The organism is Streptomyces globisporus (genome assembly GCF_003501885.1).
Lineage (GTDB): Bacteria > Actinomycetota > Actinomycetes > Streptomycetales > Streptomycetaceae > Streptomyces > Streptomyces globisporus_D.
The window spans coordinates 1-14,657 of the sequence record NZ_QWFA01000157.1; the positions used below are offsets into that span (position 1 = coordinate 1).

The 14,657-nt window shown below is 72.7% G+C and carries 15 protein-coding genes; 13 read left to right on the forward strand and 2 right to left on the reverse strand.

Annotated elements, in window-relative coordinates:
- Positions 1 to 50: 50 nt before the first annotated feature.
- The 4 genes from D3105_RS25075 (at position 51) to D3105_RS25090 (ending at position 3,751) form a co-directional block, all read left to right on the forward strand.
- Positions 51 to 920, forward strand: a complete 870-nt coding sequence (locus tag D3105_RS25075; RefSeq protein ID WP_118905305.1) for a hypothetical protein — start codon at positions 51 to 53, stop codon at positions 918 to 920.
- On the forward strand, positions 917 to 2,098 hold the full coding sequence (gene mycP, locus D3105_RS25080; protein ID WP_118905297.1) for a type VII secretion-associated serine protease mycosin: 1,182 nt from the start codon (positions 917 to 919) through the stop codon (positions 2,096 to 2,098). The genes D3105_RS25075 and mycP overlap by 4 nt, the downstream gene beginning before the upstream one ends.
- Before the next feature lie 103 nt (positions 2,099 to 2,201).
- Positions 2,202 to 2,930, forward strand: coding sequence for an SseB family protein (locus D3105_RS25085; RefSeq protein ID WP_118905298.1), 729 nt, complete (start codon positions 2,202 to 2,204; stop codon positions 2,928 to 2,930).
- 107 nt (positions 2,931 to 3,037) lie between these two features.
- Positions 3,038 to 3,751 (forward strand): MIP family channel protein, encoded by a 714-nt coding sequence (locus tag D3105_RS25090; protein WP_118905299.1) that lies wholly within the window; start codon positions 3,038 to 3,040, stop codon positions 3,749 to 3,751.
- A gap of 93 nt (positions 3,752 to 3,844) precedes the next feature.
- On the opposite strand, the gene D3105_RS25095 is transcribed toward D3105_RS25090, so the two are convergent.
- Complete coding sequence (locus tag D3105_RS25095; RefSeq protein ID WP_010057174.1) at positions 3,845 to 4,207, reverse strand: DUF1844 domain-containing protein; 363 nt, start codon at positions 4,205 to 4,207, stop codon at positions 3,845 to 3,847.
- A 390-nt stretch (positions 4,208 to 4,597) separates the two neighbouring features.
- Here D3105_RS25095 and infC point away from each other — a divergent pair, with 390 nt between their 5' ends.
- From infC to D3105_RS25140, 9 genes are all read left to right on the forward strand, one after another.
- Positions 4,598 to 5,257 (forward strand): translation initiation factor IF-3, encoded by a 660-nt coding sequence (infC, locus tag D3105_RS25100; protein ID WP_078611302.1) that lies wholly within the window; start codon positions 4,598 to 4,600, stop codon positions 5,255 to 5,257.
- A 121-nt stretch (positions 5,258 to 5,378) separates the two neighbouring features.
- On the forward strand, positions 5,379 to 5,573 hold the full coding sequence (gene rpmI, locus D3105_RS25105) for a 50S ribosomal protein L35 (protein WP_003970213.1): 195 nt from the start codon (positions 5,379 to 5,381) through the stop codon (positions 5,571 to 5,573).
- Between the two features lie 107 nt (positions 5,574 to 5,680).
- Positions 5,681 to 6,064, forward strand: coding sequence for a 50S ribosomal protein L20 (gene rplT / locus D3105_RS25110; RefSeq protein ID WP_003970214.1), 384 nt, complete (start codon positions 5,681 to 5,683; stop codon positions 6,062 to 6,064).
- Positions 6,065 to 6,181: 117 nt separating this feature from the next.
- Positions 6,182 to 7,027: a TrmH family RNA methyltransferase gene (locus D3105_RS25115; protein ID WP_103507583.1), complete on the forward strand. Its 846-nt coding sequence runs from the start codon at positions 6,182 to 6,184 to the stop codon at positions 7,025 to 7,027.
- Positions 7,028 to 7,199: 172 nt separating this feature from the next.
- Positions 7,200 to 8,336 (forward strand): sensor histidine kinase, encoded by a 1,137-nt coding sequence (locus tag D3105_RS25120; RefSeq protein WP_118905300.1) that lies wholly within the window; start codon positions 7,200 to 7,202, stop codon positions 8,334 to 8,336.
- 116 nt (positions 8,337 to 8,452) lie between these two features.
- The gene (pheS, locus tag D3105_RS25125; protein WP_118905301.1) at positions 8,453 to 9,592 is read left to right on the forward strand and encodes a phenylalanine--tRNA ligase subunit alpha; all 1,140 of its coding nucleotides are present in this window, start codon (positions 8,453 to 8,455) and stop codon (positions 9,590 to 9,592) included.
- Positions 9,592 to 12,105: a phenylalanine--tRNA ligase subunit beta gene (gene pheT, locus D3105_RS25130; protein WP_118905302.1), complete on the forward strand. Its 2,514-nt coding sequence runs from the start codon at positions 9,592 to 9,594 to the stop codon at positions 12,103 to 12,105. The genes pheS and pheT overlap by 1 nt, the downstream gene beginning before the upstream one ends.
- Before the next feature lie 416 nt (positions 12,106 to 12,521).
- The gene (locus tag D3105_RS25135; protein ID WP_118905303.1) at positions 12,522 to 13,874 is read left to right on the forward strand and encodes a transcriptional regulator; all 1,353 of its coding nucleotides are present in this window, start codon (positions 12,522 to 12,524) and stop codon (positions 13,872 to 13,874) included.
- An 86-nt stretch (positions 13,875 to 13,960) separates the two neighbouring features.
- The gene (locus tag D3105_RS25140) at positions 13,961 to 14,491 is read left to right on the forward strand and encodes an NUDIX domain-containing protein (protein WP_118905304.1); all 531 of its coding nucleotides are present in this window, start codon (positions 13,961 to 13,963) and stop codon (positions 14,489 to 14,491) included.
- 84 nt (positions 14,492 to 14,575) lie between these two features.
- On the opposite strand, the gene D3105_RS25145 is transcribed toward D3105_RS25140, so the two are convergent.
- Positions 14,576 to 14,657: 3-hydroxyacyl-CoA dehydrogenase family protein (locus D3105_RS25145; protein ID WP_133305707.1), on the reverse strand; the 82-nt coding region annotated here is incomplete at its 5' end.

The following is a 14,657-nucleotide window of genomic DNA, read 5'->3' on the forward strand; positions in this document are numbered from 1 at the left end:
CCCCCGCCCCGCCCCCCGTCACCCGGCGCAGGCCCGTCGGGGCCGTTGACATGACGCCCGCGCCGGGGGCCGTTCCGCCGCCGCCCGGTGGTTACCGGACGCCCGTCCGCCACGGCTTCCCCGAGACGCCTGTCGAGACCACTACCCGGCTGCGCCCCGTCCGGCCCCGGCAGCGCTGGCGTACGGCGGCGGCCGCCGCCTGTGTCGTGCTCGGGCTCGGGCTCATCGGCGGGGCCGCCACCGGTGCCTGGCTGACCGGCGACTCCTCGGCCGGGACCGCCAAGAGCCCGTACACCGCCGCCCGCGCCGCCTGGCACAGCGTCCCCGTCGACACGCTGTTCCCGCGCACCCTGAAGGGCCGGGGCGCGGGCCCCGGCGGCACCCACCGCACCTGGAACCGGGTCGCCGTCGCCGCCGACAGCACCTGCAAGGACGGGCTCGACCCGCTGCTCCTGACCACGCTCCGGTCCGTCGGCTGCGAGCGGATGGTGCGGGCCACCTACACCGACGCCACCCGCTCCGCCGTCACCACCGTCGGTCTGGTGTTCACCGAGGCCGACGCCTCCGCCATGCAAGCCCTGCGCACCCGGTTCACCGAGCAGAAGCTCGGTGCCCGGGGGGACCTCATGCCCCGTACGTACGCCCCCGATGGCACCCCCGCCGCCTCCTTCGGCAGCGGGCAGCGCGCCAGCTGGACGGTCAACCCGCTCACCGAGATCCCGGTCGTCGTCCTCGCCGTCTCCGGCTTCGCGGACGGCCGCGCCGTCGCCGAACCCCAGCCCGCCGCCGACGCCATGGCCTCCGGCGCCGAGACGGACATCGCCCAGGCCGGGCTCGGCCACGAGGCGAAGGGCGTCGCGGACCGCGTGGAGCGCGGACTGCGCACAGCCGTCGCCGAACTCACGGAGCAGCCCGGATGACCCGACGACCTCGCCGGGCCCTCGCCGCGGTCTGCGCCGCCGCCGTCCTCGCCCTCACCGCCGCGGCGCCCGCCCACGCCGACGCCATCCGGGACCAGCAGTGGGCCCTGGACGCCCTGCACACGGACCGGGCCTGGCAGACCACCCGGGGCGACGGCGTCACCGTCGCCGTCCTGGACACCGGGGTCGACGACGCCCACCCCGACCTCACCGGCCAGGTGCTCCCCGGCAAGGACCTCGTCGGCTTCGGCGCCGCCCGCGGCGACTCCTCCTGGGCCCTGCACGGCACCGCCATGGCCGGCATCATCGCCGGACGCGGCAACGGCCCCGGCCGCACCGACGGCATCCTCGGCATCGCTCCCGAAGCCCGGATCCTCCCGGTCCGGGTCATCCTGGAATCCAAGGACCCGGCGCGCGCCAAGGCCCGCAAGTCCCGGGGCGCCGCCCTCGCCGACGGCATCCGCTGGGCCGCCGACAACGGAGCCGACGTCATCAACCTCTCCCTGGGCGACGACAGCAAGTCCGCCCACCCCGACCCCGGCGAGGACGCGGCCATCCAGTACGCCCTGTCCAAGGGCGTCCCCGTGGTCGCGTCGGCGGGCAACGGCGGCGAGAAGGGGGACCGGATCTCCTACCCCGCCGCCTACCCGGGCGTGATCGCGGTCGCCGCCGTCGACGAGTACGGCACCCACGCCTCGTTCTCCACCCGCCGCTGGTACGCCACCGTCAGCGCCCCCGGCGTCGACATCGTGGTCGCCAACCCGGACGGGCACTACTACATCGAGTGGGGCACCTCCGCCGCCGCCGCGTTCGTCTCCGGCGCGGTCGCCCTGGTCCGAGCCGCCCACCCCGGTCTCTCCCCGGCCCAGATCAAGAAGCTCCTCGCCGACACCGCCCGCGACGCCCCCGCCCAGGGCCGCGACGACGCCCGCGGCTACGGCATCGTCGACCCGGCGGAGGCCATCGAGGCGGGGGCCCGGCTGCGGCCCGCGGACCTGGACGCCAAGGCCGCCCCGGCCGGGCACCGGGGGCGGTACTTCGGCGCGGGCCCGACCACGCCCCGTACCGCCGACGGGACGGCCAACTGGGCCGCTCCGCTCGCCGGCGGCCTCGGCGCGGCCCTGCTGGCGGCCGCCGTCGTCCTGTGGCGCGGCCGGAACGCCCCCGGCCGCCGCTGAGCACGTCCGCCCCTTCGGCGCAGGCCGAGCCCGGCCGCCGCTGAGCACCGGCGCCGCGACACCTGCGAGCAGGCCCCCGGACACCAGGCACTACCCTCGTCCCGTGCAGCTCAAGAACATTCCGGACCCCGGTTTCTCCGACGACGACGGCTCGGCCTCCCCGGCCCTGACCAGTGCACTCGACGCCTGGTCCAGGGACCGGAGCGCCGTCGGCCCGGTCCTCACGGCGCTGCGGGGCGCCCGGCTCCTGGTGCCCGTCGTCGCCGTTCTCGGTGAGGTCGAAGAAGACGAGAACGGGTTGCGGCGCGAGAAGACCTCCGACATGGCCGTCCCCACCCTGAAGGCGGGCGACCGGCGTGCGCTCCCCGCCTTCACCTCCACCGCCTCGCTGGCGCTCTGGGACCCCGAGGCGCGCCCCGTCGCCGTACCGCTGCACCAGGCCCTCCAGGCCGCCGCCCACGAGAAGGCCGACACCGTCGTGCTGGACCTCGCCGGGCCCGTCGTGTTCGAGCTGAGCGGGCAGGCGCTCCTGGCGCTGGCCGAGAACCGCACCAGCACCGACCCGCTCCAGGACCCCGCCGTCATCGAGGCCGTACGGGAGACCGTGGCCGCCGACCCCGCCGTGGTCCGCGCCCACCTCGGTCCCGGCAGTGCGGACGGCACCCTCGCGCTCGTCCTCGCCCCGGACGCGGTGCCCGCGGAGGCCGCTCGCCGCATCGCACAGGCCCTGTCGGCCAGCGAGGTGCTGCGAGCCCGGCTGGTCAGCGGCCTGGACCTGGCGCTCCTCCCCGCCGGGACGCCCATGCCGGGGGAGCCCCTCTTCGCCCGCTGATCAAGAGGCCGGCTCCGGCCCGACGAGCGCGAACCGCCCGCCGCCGTGAGAATTGTCGGGAAATTCGGATGAATCCGACCTACCGGACGACATCGCGAGGTGGTTCCATGCAGAAGCGGATCGTGGCGTCAGAGTTTCTCGGCACTTTGCTGCTGGTGTTCTTCGCCGTGGGATCCGCGGTGGTCGCCGTCGAATACCTCGGCACGGTGGGCATCGCCCTCACCTTCGGCTTCACCCTCCTCGCGCTGGCCTACGCGCTCGGCCCGATCTCCGGCTGCCACGTCAACCCGGCGGTGACGCTGGGCATGCTGACGGCCGGCCGCATCGACCTCCGTACGGCCGTCGAGCGCTGGGCGGCCCAGTTCCTCGGCGCGATCGTCGGATCGGCCCTGCTGTTCCTGCTGGCGAAGCAGATCCCCGGTCTGGAGACCAGCGGCGAGTTCGGCACGAACGGCTACGACGACCGGTCGGCCGTCGGCATCAACATCGGCGGCGCGTTCCTCGCCGAGGTCGTGCTGACGTTCCTGCTCGTCTACGTGGTCCTGGCGGTGACCCACAAGGTCGCGGTCACCGGCTTCGACGGCCTGCCCATCGGCCTGGCGCTCGCGGCGATCCACCTGGTGGGCATCCCGCTGACCGGCACCTCGGTCAACCCGGCGCGCAGCTTCGGCCCGGCGCTCTTCGCGGGCGGCGCCGCCCTCTCCCAGCTCTGGCTGTTCATCGTCGCGCCGCTGGTCGGCGGAGTGATCGCGGCCTACGCCCACCGGCTCACCCATCCCTTCCCCAACGTCCTGCCCGAGGAGACCGAGGACGCCGTCTGAGGCCCGCGAACGGTCTCGGCGCACACGCGCGGGAGCCCGCCGCCCCACGGGGGGACGGCGGGCTCCCTGGCGTACGGGGAAGGGGAGGGGCGGCTAGCCGTAGACGGGACCGGTGTACTTCTCGCCGGGGCCGTGGCCGGGCTCGTCCGGCACCAGCGAGGCCTCGCGGAAGGCGAGCTGGAGCGACTTCAGGCCGTCGCGCAGGGGGGAAGCGTGGAAGGTGCTGATCTCCGTGGCGCTCGCGTCCAGCAGTCCGGCCAGCGCCTGGACCAGCTTGCGGGCCTCGTCCAGATCCTTGTGCTGCTCGCCCTCCTCCGTGAGGCCGAGCTTCACGGCGGCCGCGCTCATCAGGTTGACGGCGACCGTCACGATCACCTCGACCGCGGGGACCTCCGCGATGTCGCGGGCCATGTCGTCGAAGCCGGGGTTCTCACTGCTGGGGGTCGCGTCGCTCATGCCCACACGATAAGGCCAGGCCACCGCCCTCCCGTCCGCGGGCGTCCCTCCGGCCTCCGTGGTGCGGGCCCCGGGGATTCTGCGGTAGTCTGGAGGAACGACCGGCCGGACATCTATGTGCCCGGCCCACAAGTGGAGGCTCCGATCTCCCACCTGGCCGTCCGTTCAGGACGGCGGGTCACCGGTCAGGCGGCGACCATCGTTCCGTACGGACGATGGGCCCGCCCGATAGCCCCGCGGTTCACCGCGGCGGTGTTCCGGTAGTTCCTGGAGCCTCGCCTTGTGTCCCGGCCGGGGCATTTTTGCGGTCCCGGCGCGGTTGGTCTTGACGTTACAAGACGTTACGCGGCTGTCCGCCAGGCGGTCGCGTGGTGCTACCGAGGAGGATCCATCAGCGCCGAGCCCCGCATCAACGACCGGATTCGCGTTCCCGAGGTCCGACTTGTCGGTCCCAGCGGCGAGCAGGTCGGGATTGTTCCGCTTGCCAAGGCCCTGGAACTCGCACAGGAGTACGACCTCGACCTGGTCGAGGTGGCGGCGACAGCCCGTCCGCCCGTGTGCAAGCTCATGGACTACGGGAAGTTCAAGTACGAGTCGGCCATGAAGGCCCGTGAGGCGCGCAAGAACCAGGCGCACACGGTCATCAAGGAGATGAAGCTCCGGCCGAAGATCGACCCGCACGACTATGACACCAAGAAGGGTCACGTCGTCCGGTTCCTCAAGCAGGGCGACAAGGTCAAGATCACGATCATGTTCCGTGGTCGTGAGCAGTCCCGCCCCGAACTGGGCTTCCGACTGCTCCAGCGTCTCGCTTCGGACGTCGAGGACCTGGGCTTCATCGAGTCCAACCCGAAGCAGGACGGCCGGAACATGATCATGGTTCTGGGCCCGCACAAGAAGAAGACCGAAGCCATGGCCGAGGCCCGCGAGGCCCAGGCCGCCCGCAAGGCGGAGCGTCAGGGCACGACCGACGCCCCGTCCGAGGACGAGACCGCTGAGGCTCCGGCCGCAGCGGCCGAGGCTCCGGCCGAGACACCTTCCGAGGCGTGACCTTCGGGGGTCGCCATCCAGGCGCCCCCGGGTCATCCCGGAATCCCATAGAGATCTGACGCCCCTGCAGTCCGGTGCCCCGCACCGTGAGGGGCGCCACTGACGAGGAGAGAACGGCGCGATGCCGAAGAACAAGACGCACAGCGGTGCCAGCAAGCGCTTCAAGATCACCGGCTCCGGCAAGGTGCTCCGCGAGAGGGCCGGCAAGCGCCACCTGCTCGAGCACAAGTCGTCCAAGAAGACCCGCTCGCTGACCGGCACGGTCGTCGTGGCTCCGGCCGACGCCAAGAAGATCAAGAAGCTTCTCGGCAAGTGAGGCTCGGCCTCCGGCTCGCCCCGGAGGCACGACCTCGATCACACCGGGACCAATTCGTTTCCGGGCCGTGTGAAGACACCCACGGCCCCGCTACAAGGAGTTAACAAGTGGCACGCGTCAAGCGGGCAGTCAACGCCCACAAGAAGCGCCGGGCGATCCTCGAAGCCGCCAGCGGCTACCGCGGTCAGCGCTCGCGTCTGTACCGCAAGGCCAAGGAGCAGGTCACCCACTCCCTGGTCTACAACTACAACGACCGCAAGAAGCGCAAGGGCGACTTCCGTCAGCTGTGGATCCAGCGCATCAACGCCGCTGCCCGCCAGAACGGCATGACGTACAACCGCCTCATCCAGGGTCTGAAGGCCGCCAACATCGAGGTGGACCGCAAGATCCTGGCCGAGCTCGCGGTCAACGACGCCAACGCGTTCGCCGCCCTCGTCGAGGTCGCTCAGAAGGCCCTCCCGAGCGACGTCAACGCCCCGAAGGCCGCCTGATCCAGGCACCGCCTTCCAGGCAGTACGTGAACCGGACCCGCAGGCGCCCGCCGCCTGCGGGTCCGGTGCGTTGCCGCTGACCCCCACCGCCGTACGCAGAGAGGCCTCCCGCCGACCATGGGCACCCCCGAACTGATCTCCCCGCGCTCCCCGCGTGTCGCCGCCGCCCGCCGGCTGGCCCGCCGCAACTTCCGCGGCAAGGAGCGCAGGTTCATCGCCGAGGGGCCCCAGGCCGTCCGCGAGGCCGCCGCCCACCGGGGCGGCGACGGCGAGCCGACCCTCATCGAGCTGTTCGCCACCCCCGAGGCCGCCGACCGCTACGCCGACATCGTCGAGGCCGCCCACTCGGCGGGGGCCCGGGTGCACCTGGCCGGGGACGACGTCCTCGCCGACGTCTCGCAGACCGTCACCCCGCAGGGTCTCATCGGCGTCTGCCGCTTCCTGGACACCCCTTTCCAGGAGATCCTCGCCGCCAAGCCCACCCTGGTGGCCGTTCTGGCCAACGTCCGCGACCCCGGGAACGCCGGTACGGTTCTGCGCTGCGCGGACGCCGCCGGCGCGGACGCGGTGATCCTGACCGACGCCTCGGTCGACCTCTACAACCCCAAGTCCGTACGCGCCTCGGTCGGTTCGCTCTACCACCTGCCCGTCGCCGTCGGCGTCCCCGTCGAACAGGCCGTGCAGGGCCTGCGGGACGCCGGGGTGCGCATCCTCGCCGCCGACGGCGCGGGCGCCGACGACCTGGACGACGAACTGGACGCCGGCACCATGGGCACCCCCACCGCCTGGGTCTTCGGCAACGAGGCCTGGGGGCTCCCCGAGGAGACCCGGGCACTCGCCGACGCCGTCGTCCGCGTCCCCATCCACGGCAAGGCGGAGAGCCTCAACCTCGCCACCGCCGCCGCCGTCTGCCTCTACGCCTCCGCCCGCGCGCAGCGTCCGCGGCGCGCCCCCGACGCGTAACACCGCGCCGTTCCGACGGCCCGTCAGCACACGATCCCGGCCATTCCCGCGCCCCTGCCACCGGCGCACTCCTCTCCGCGCCCCCACAGGGTGTCGCCGGTTCACCACCGCCTAGTAGGGTGACGAACTCGGGGGCCCACTGCACCGGTTCGAGAGGTGGGGATACGGGAAGATGGCTGTCGGCATGAGCTCGCCGCGACCGGCGCACAGCACCGCACCACGCGCTGCGGGCGAGGAGCCGGACGGCCTCGGCGCCGGCATCGACCCGGACGACCTTCCCGACGGTCTCGTCGTCGCCGACGAGAACGGGCACGTCATCTGCTTCAACGCCGCCGCCGCCCGCATCACCGCCACCCCGCGCGCCGAAGCCATCGGCCGCCCCCTGGAGGCCGCCCTCCCGCTGGAGGACCTCAAGGGCAAGCGCTGGTGGGCGCTGACCGACCCGTACGGCGGACTCGCCACCCGGGGCGGCCAGCCCGAGCGCAATCTGCTGCTGCCCGGCGGCCGTGAGGTCCTGGTCTCCGCCCGTTACGTACGCGAGCGGCCGACCGGCCCGGTGCGCCGGGTGGTCGTGTCCCTGCGCGGCACCGAGGCCCGCCGCCGTACCGAACGCAGCCACGCCGAACTGATCGCCACCGTCGCCCACGAGCTGCGCTCCCCGCTGACCTCCGTCAAAGGGTTCACCGCCACGCTGCTCGCCAAGTGGGAGAGGTTCACCGACGACCAGAAGCGGCTGATGCTGGAGACCGTCGACGCCGACGCCGGCCGGGTCACCCGGCTCATCGCCGAACTGCTCGACATCTCCCGCATCGACTCCGGACGCCTGGAGCTGCGCCGCCAGCCCGTCGACATCTCCGCCGCCGTGGCCCGGCACATCCAGGCGCTCATCACCGGGGGCCAGGCAGCCGAGCGCTTCCTCGTCCGCACCCGCGGACCGCTGCCCGACCTGTGGGCCGACCCGGACAAGGTCGACCAGGTCCTCGGCAACCTCCTGGAAAACGCGGTGCGCCACGGCGAGGGAACCGTCACCATTGAGATCGCCCCGGCACCCGCGCCGGGCGCCGACGACGAGATGGGAACGGCTGTCACCGTGAGCGACGAAGGCCCCGGCATCCCCGAGGAGTCGATGAGCCGCGTCTTCACCCGCTTCTGGCGGGGGAGCAAGCGCGGCGGCACGGGCCTGGGCCTCTACATCGTCAAGGGCATCGTCGAGGCCCACGGCGGCACCATCACGGTCGACCGGGGGCCCGGCGGCGGAGCCGAGTTCCGATTTATTCTGCCCGTGAGCATGCCCGCCTACCTGGTGTGAGCGGCCCACGGGCGCCCCGACCGTCCTGCGGCCTTTAGACTCGACCTTTGGCACCTTTGCGTCCTCCGGTCGTCGAGCGGGGTCGCGCCATCAGCCAATCGGAAGCACGGGAAGAGATGTCGGCACCGAACAAGTCGTACGACCCAGTCGAGGTCGAGGCACTGAAACCGGAAGAGATCGAGCGCCTGCGGGACGAGGCGTTCGCCGCCTTCGCCGCCGCCGGTGACCTCGACGCGCTCGCCCAGGCGAAGACCGCGCACACCGGAGGTACCTCGCCGCTGTCCCTCGCCAACCGCGAGATCGGCGCCCTGCCCCCGCAGGCCAAGGCCGAGGCGGGCAAGCGCGTGGGCCAGGCCCGCGGCGCCGTCTCCAAGGCCCTGGCCGCCCGCCAGGCCGAGCTGGAGGCCGAGCGCGACGCCCGGGTGCTCGTCGAGGAGGCCGTGGACGTCACGCTGCCCTACGACCGCACCCCGGCCGGCGCCCGCCATCCGCTGACGACGATCATGGAGCGGGTCGCGGACGTCTTCGTGGCCATGGGCTACGAGATCGCCGAGGGCCCCGAGGTCGAGGCGGAGTGGTTCAACTTCGACGCTCTGAACTTCGTGCCCGACCACCCGGCCCGCCAGATGCAGGACACCTTCTTCGTCCAGGGCACCACGCCCGACGGCAAGGCCACCGAGGGCGACGAGTCCGGCGTCGTGCTGCGTACGCACACCTCCCCGGTCCAGGCGCGCTCGCTCCTGGAGCGCAAGCCCCCCGTCTACGTGGTCTGCCCCGGCCGGGTCTACCGCACCGACGAGCTGGACGCCACGCACACCCCGGTCTTCCACCAGATCGAGCTGCTCGCCGTCGACGAGGGCCTCACCATGGCCGACCTCAAGGGCACCCTCGACCACATGGTCCAGGCGCTCTTCGGTCCGGACATGAAGACCCGGCTGCGTCCGAACTTCTTCCCGTTCACCGAGCCGTCCGCCGAGATGGACATGGTCTGCTACGTCTGCCGCGGCGAGTCCGTCGGCAACCCCGACCGCCCCTGCCGCACCTGCGGCAGCGAGGGCTGGATCGAGCTGGGCGGCTGCGGCATGGTCAACCCCAAGGTGCTCATCGCCTGCGGTGTCGACCCTCAGAAGTACAGCGGATTCGCCTTCGGGTTCGGCATCGAACGGATGCTGATGTTCCGCCACAACGTCGAAGACATGCGAGACATGGTCGAGGGTGACGTCCGGTTCACCCGGCCGTTCGGGATGGAGATCTGATGCGCGTCCCGCTTTCCTGGCTGCGGGAGTACGTCGACCTGCCGGAGACCGAGACCGGCCGTGACGTACAGGCCAAGCTCGTCTCCGTCGGCCTTGAGGTCGAGACCGTCGAGCAGATCGGCGCGGGCCTCAAGGGCCCCCTGGTCGTCGGACAGGTCCTGACCATCGAGGAGCTGGAGGGGTTCAAGAAGCCCATCCGCTTCTGCACCGTCGACGTCGGCACCGCCAACGGCACCGGCGAACCGCAGGAGATCGTCTGCGGCGCTCGCAACTTCTCGGTCGGCGACAAGGTCGTCGTGGTCCTCCCGGGCGCCGTCCTGCCCGGCGACTTCGCGATCGCCGCCCGCAAGACGTACGGCAAGACCTCGCACGGCATGATCTGCTCCACCGACGAGCTCGGCATGGGCGACGACGGCACGCACGGCATCATCGTGCTGCCGCCGGAGCACGAGGCCGGCACCGACGCGATCGAGCTGCTCCAGCTCGTCGACGAGGTCCTCGACATCGCCGTCACCCCGGACCGTGGCTACTGCCTGTCCATGCGCGGTGTCGCCCGCGAGACCGCCACCGCCTACGGGCTGCCGCTGCGCGACCCGGCGCTGCTGGACGTGCCCGCGCCCAACGCGTACGGCTACCCGGCCCAGATCTCCGACCCGATCGGCTGCGACCGCTTCACCGCCCGCACCGTCACCGGTCTCCAGCCCGAGGCCCGCTCCCCGATCTGGATGCAGCGCCGCCTGCAGAAGGCCGGGATGCGGCCGATCTCGCTGGCCGTCGACATCACCAACTACGTGATGCTGGAGCTCGGCCAGCCGCTGCACGCCTACGACCGCAACCGGGTCGACGGGCCGATCGGCGTGCGCCGCGCCACCCAGGGCGAGAAGCTCACCACCCTGGACGGCACCGTGCGCGTGCTGGACGCAGAGGACCTGGTCATCACCGACAACCGCGGGCCCATCGGCCTCGCGGGCGTCATGGGCGGCGCCAACACCGAGATCGCCGACGCGGACGGCGAGCAGGCCCTCACCACCGAGGTCGTCATCGAGGCCGCGCACTTCGACGCGATCTCGATCGCCCGCACCGCGCGCCGCCACAAGCTGTCCTCCGAGGCGTCCAAGCGCTTCGAGCGCGGCGTCGACCCGCAGGCCGCCGCCGCTGCCGCGCAGCGCACGGTGGACCTGCTGGTCCTCCTCGCGGGCGGCACCGCCGAGGCCGGGGTCACCGAGATCACCTCGCCGCACGCGCCGCGCACCATCGCCATGCCGGCGAACCACCCGGACAAGGTGGCCGGTGTGGAGTACGGCCGCGAGACCGTCGTCCGCCGCCTCCAGGAGGTCGGCTGCGACGTCTACGGGCAGGACGAGCTGATCGTCACCGTCCCGTCCTGGCGGCCCGACCTGAACGAGCCGAACGACCTCGCCGAAGAGGTCATCCGCCTCGAGGGCTACGAGAACCTGCCCTCCACCCTGCCCACGCCCCCCTCCGGGCGCGGTCTCACCGACCGGCAGCGGCTGCACCGCCGCATCGGCCGGGTGCTGGCCGGAGCCGGTTACGTCGAGGCGCTGAGCTACCCGTTCATCGGCGACGCGGTCCTCGACCAGCTCGGCCTGGAGGCGGACGACGCCCGCCGCCGCACGGTCAAGCTGGTCAACCCGATCTCCGACGAGGAGCCGGCGCTGCGCACCACGCTGCTGCCGGGCCTCCTCGGCGCACTGCGGCGCAACGACGGCCGCGGCAGCCACGACCTGGCGCTCTTCGAGACGGGACTCGTCTTCCGCCCCACGGGCGAGGAGAAGCAGGCGGTCCGGCTGCCCGTCGACCGTCGTCCCACCGACGAGGAGATCGCCGGCCTGAACGCGGCCCTGCCGCGTCAGCCGCGCCGCGCCGCCGTCGTCCTCGCGGGCGCCCGCGAGCAGGCCGGCTGGTGGGGCAAGGGCACCCCGGCGACCTGGGCGGACGCCGTCGAGGCGGCCCGCCTGATCGCCGCGGAGGCCGGTGTCGAGGTCATCGTCCGCGCCGACCAGCACGCCCCGTGGCACCCGGGCCGCTGCGCCGCGCTGTACGTCAACGTGAACGGCGAGGAGACCCTCTTCGGACACGCGGGCGAACTGCACCCGCGCGTGATCAAGGCGCTCCACCTGCCCGAGCGGGCCTGCGCCGCCGAGGTCGAGCTGGACGTCCTGGAACAGGCCGTCGACGGAGCGCTCCAGGCGCCCCGGATCTCCACCTTCCCGGTGGCGACCCAGGACGTCGCGCTGGTCGTCGCCGGGGACGTCCCGGCCGCCGACGTGGAGGCGGCGCTGCGCGAGGGCGCGGGTGACCTCCTCGAGTCGCTGCGGCTGTTCGACGTCTTCACCGGCGAGCAGATCGGCGGGGGCAACAAGTCCCTGGCGTACGCGCTGCGCTTCCGCGCCGCCGACCGCACGCTGACCGTCGAGGAGGCGTCGGCCGCCCGCGACAGCGCGGTGGCCCTGGCCGCCGAGCGTACGGGCGCGGTGCTGCGCGGGGCGTAACACCCCCCGGGCGTTGAGAAGGGGCGTATCCGGCCACCGGATACGCCCCTTCTCCGTCCCGCCGATCGGCGGAGGGACCACACGCCGGATCCGGAGCGGGAACCGGGAGGAAACGCGGTTCCGGCCGCCGTTCCGCAGCCACCCTCCTTCGTCGTCGGTCAGTGGGCCGTGCGGTCCGGGCGCCGTCCGCACTGCCTCGGAGTGTCGGGCAGGTAGCAGTGCGGACGGCGCGGGTGCGGGTCGTAGGCCGTTACGAGGGGGAGCCGACGACCCGGCCGCCTCTTGCGAGGGAGTTCATTCAACCGAGCCCGGGACCCGCGCGGCAGAGCGCACAGCAGGAGGGTTCGGGCATTCCGTTCACACCCCGTGTGAATCGTGCTCCACTAGGCTCATTGCGACACGCACCTGGGGGGACGATGGAGCCCAATGTCCTGCTCGAATCGTTGATCGAGGAGTCCGGTGTCTCCCGGGCGGGCCTCGCCGGACACGTCAACCGGGCGGGCCGGTCCCGCGGGCTGAGCCTGCGGTACGAACATACCGCCGTCTCCCGCTGGCTCAAGGGCCAGCGCCCGCGCGGCCAGGTGCCGGACCTCATCTGCGAGGTGCTGGGCGGACGGCTCGGCCGGCCCGTCGGGCTCGACGACATCGGGATGGGCGCGTCGGCCGCATCCGCGGGGACGGACGGCGGCGCCCGGAGCGCCTCCCTCTCCGGCTTCGTCGAGCGGGCCACGGCGCTGTGGCGCTCCGACGAACAGCAACGCCCGCACCTGGCCACCGTCCCCGCCGTCACCGGGACCCCGGCGGTGATGCCGGTCTGGGAGTGGGAGAACCCGCCGGAGGACACCGACGTATCCCGTCCCGGCCCCGGCCGGGTGAGCGCCTCCGACATAGCGATGCTCAAGGCGGCCCGCGACCACTACGAGCAGATGTACCGCAAGACGGGCGGCATCGCGACCAGGTCCCGGATCGTCCGCTTCCTCAACGCGGAGGCCACGCCGCTGCTGCGGGGCGGCCACAGCGACGCGCTCGGCCGAAGCCTGCACCGGGCGACGGCGGGCCTGGTCGCGGTGGCGGGCATCTGCGCCTACGACTCCGACGCCCACGGCCTCGCCCAGCGCTACTTCCACCAGGCGCTGCGGCTCGCCAAGTCCAGCGGGGACCGGGGGCTCGGCGGCTATGTGATCGCCCTGCTGGTCACCCAGTCGCTGTTCCTCGGCGACTACCGCCGCTCCATCGCCTTCGCCGAGGCCGCGCTGCGGGCCGCCGGCGGCCACATCACCCCGGCCCTCGCCGCCGATCTGCACGCCATGCAGGCCAAGGCGTACGCCCAGCTCGGCGACGCGGCGAGCGCCCGCGCCTGCATCGGGCGGGCCGAGGCGCAGGCGGGCCGGATCCACACCGGCCGGGAGCCGGACGAGACCGGGTACGTCCAGCCGGGCCTGGTCGACGTCCAGGTGGCCGAGGCGCTGATCGGGCTCGGCGATCTGCCCGCCGCCCGGGAGCACGCGGCTTCCGCGGTGCGCGCCCCGGCGCACGACCGGGGGCGCGTGCACCGGCTCGCGATGCTCAGCCATATCGAGCTGCTCCAGGGCGAGGCCGACCGCGCGGCCACGACAGCTGCCGAAATGGCCGTACGGGCCCGGGGGATGGAATCCCAGCGGCTGCGCGACCGGCTGCGGCAGGTCCGCGGAGAGCTGGCCGCGAGCGGCTGCGCCGACGCCGTCGAAACCACCGATCTCATCGACGAGGCGCTCCGCGTGCCTCTGTGAGCTCCACCGGCGCCCCGCCGTTCGTTCCCCCTGACAGCCGAGCCTGCTGACATGTTGACCCCAACATGTCGAAAGGCGGCAGAACCGTGCAGTGGACGAACTTAAGCGAACAGAATGTGTATCAGAACCCATGGTTCCGGGTGAATCTGGCGGATGTCGAACTCCCCGACGGCAGCCACCTCGACCACTTCGTCATCCGACTGCGCCCCGTCGCGGCCGCCACCGTCGTCAACGAGGCCAACGAGGTGCTGCTGCTCTGGCGGCACCGGTTCATCACCGACAGCTGGGGATGGGAGCTGGCCGCCGGGGTCGTCGAGGACGGCGAGGACATCGCGGCGGCGGCGGCCCGCGAGATGGAGGAGGAGACCGGCTGGCGCCCCGGCGAGCTGCGCCCCCTGCTCACCGTGGAACCGTCGAACGGCCTCACCGACGCCCGTCACCACCTCTACTGGTCCGACGAGGCACACTGGACCGGCCACCCGCAGGACCCCTTCGAGTCGTCGCGCCGCGAGTGGATACCCCTCAAGGTGGTCCCGGACATGATCGCCCGGGGCGAGGTGCCCGCCGCGAACATGGCGGCCGCCCTGCTGATGCTGCACCACCTGAGACCGGGCTGACCCGGGCCCCGCACCGGAGCCCCTGCATGTGCGAGGAGCCGGCCCCGGGATGACCGGGACCGGCTCCTGAACGCTCCGGGCGACTCAGGCGTACGGGTAGAACCCCGACCCCGTCTTGCGCCCCAGCCGCCCCGCGTCGACCATCCGCTGGAGCAGCGGGGGGGGG

Coding starts and splice junctions, on each gene's coding strand:
- D3105_RS25135 (WP_118905303.1), top strand. CDS start 12,522: ATGGAGCCCAATGTCCTGCTCGAATCGTTGATCGAGGAGTCCGGTGTC.
- pheT (WP_118905302.1), top strand. CDS start 9,592: ATGCGCGTCCCGCTTTCCTGGCTGCGGGAGTACGTCGACCTGCCGGAG.
- D3105_RS25075 (WP_118905305.1), top strand. CDS start 51: ATGACGCCCGCGCCGGGGGCCGTTCCGCCGCCGCCCGGTGGTTACCGG.
- D3105_RS25115 (WP_103507583.1), top strand. CDS start 6,182: ATGGGCACCCCCGAACTGATCTCCCCGCGCTCCCCGCGTGTCGCCGCC.
- D3105_RS25120 (WP_118905300.1), top strand. CDS start 7,200: ATGGCTGTCGGCATGAGCTCGCCGCGACCGGCGCACAGCACCGCACCA.
- D3105_RS25095 (WP_010057174.1), bottom strand. CDS start 4,207: ATGAGCGACGCGACCCCCAGCAGTGAGAACCCCGGCTTCGACGACATG.
- rpmI (WP_003970213.1), top strand. CDS start 5,379: ATGCCGAAGAACAAGACGCACAGCGGTGCCAGCAAGCGCTTCAAGATC.
- D3105_RS25090 (WP_118905299.1), top strand. CDS start 3,038: ATGCAGAAGCGGATCGTGGCGTCAGAGTTTCTCGGCACTTTGCTGCTG.
- pheS (WP_118905301.1), top strand. CDS start 8,453: ATGTCGGCACCGAACAAGTCGTACGACCCAGTCGAGGTCGAGGCACTG.
- mycP (WP_118905297.1), top strand. CDS start 917: ATGACCCGACGACCTCGCCGGGCCCTCGCCGCGGTCTGCGCCGCCGCC.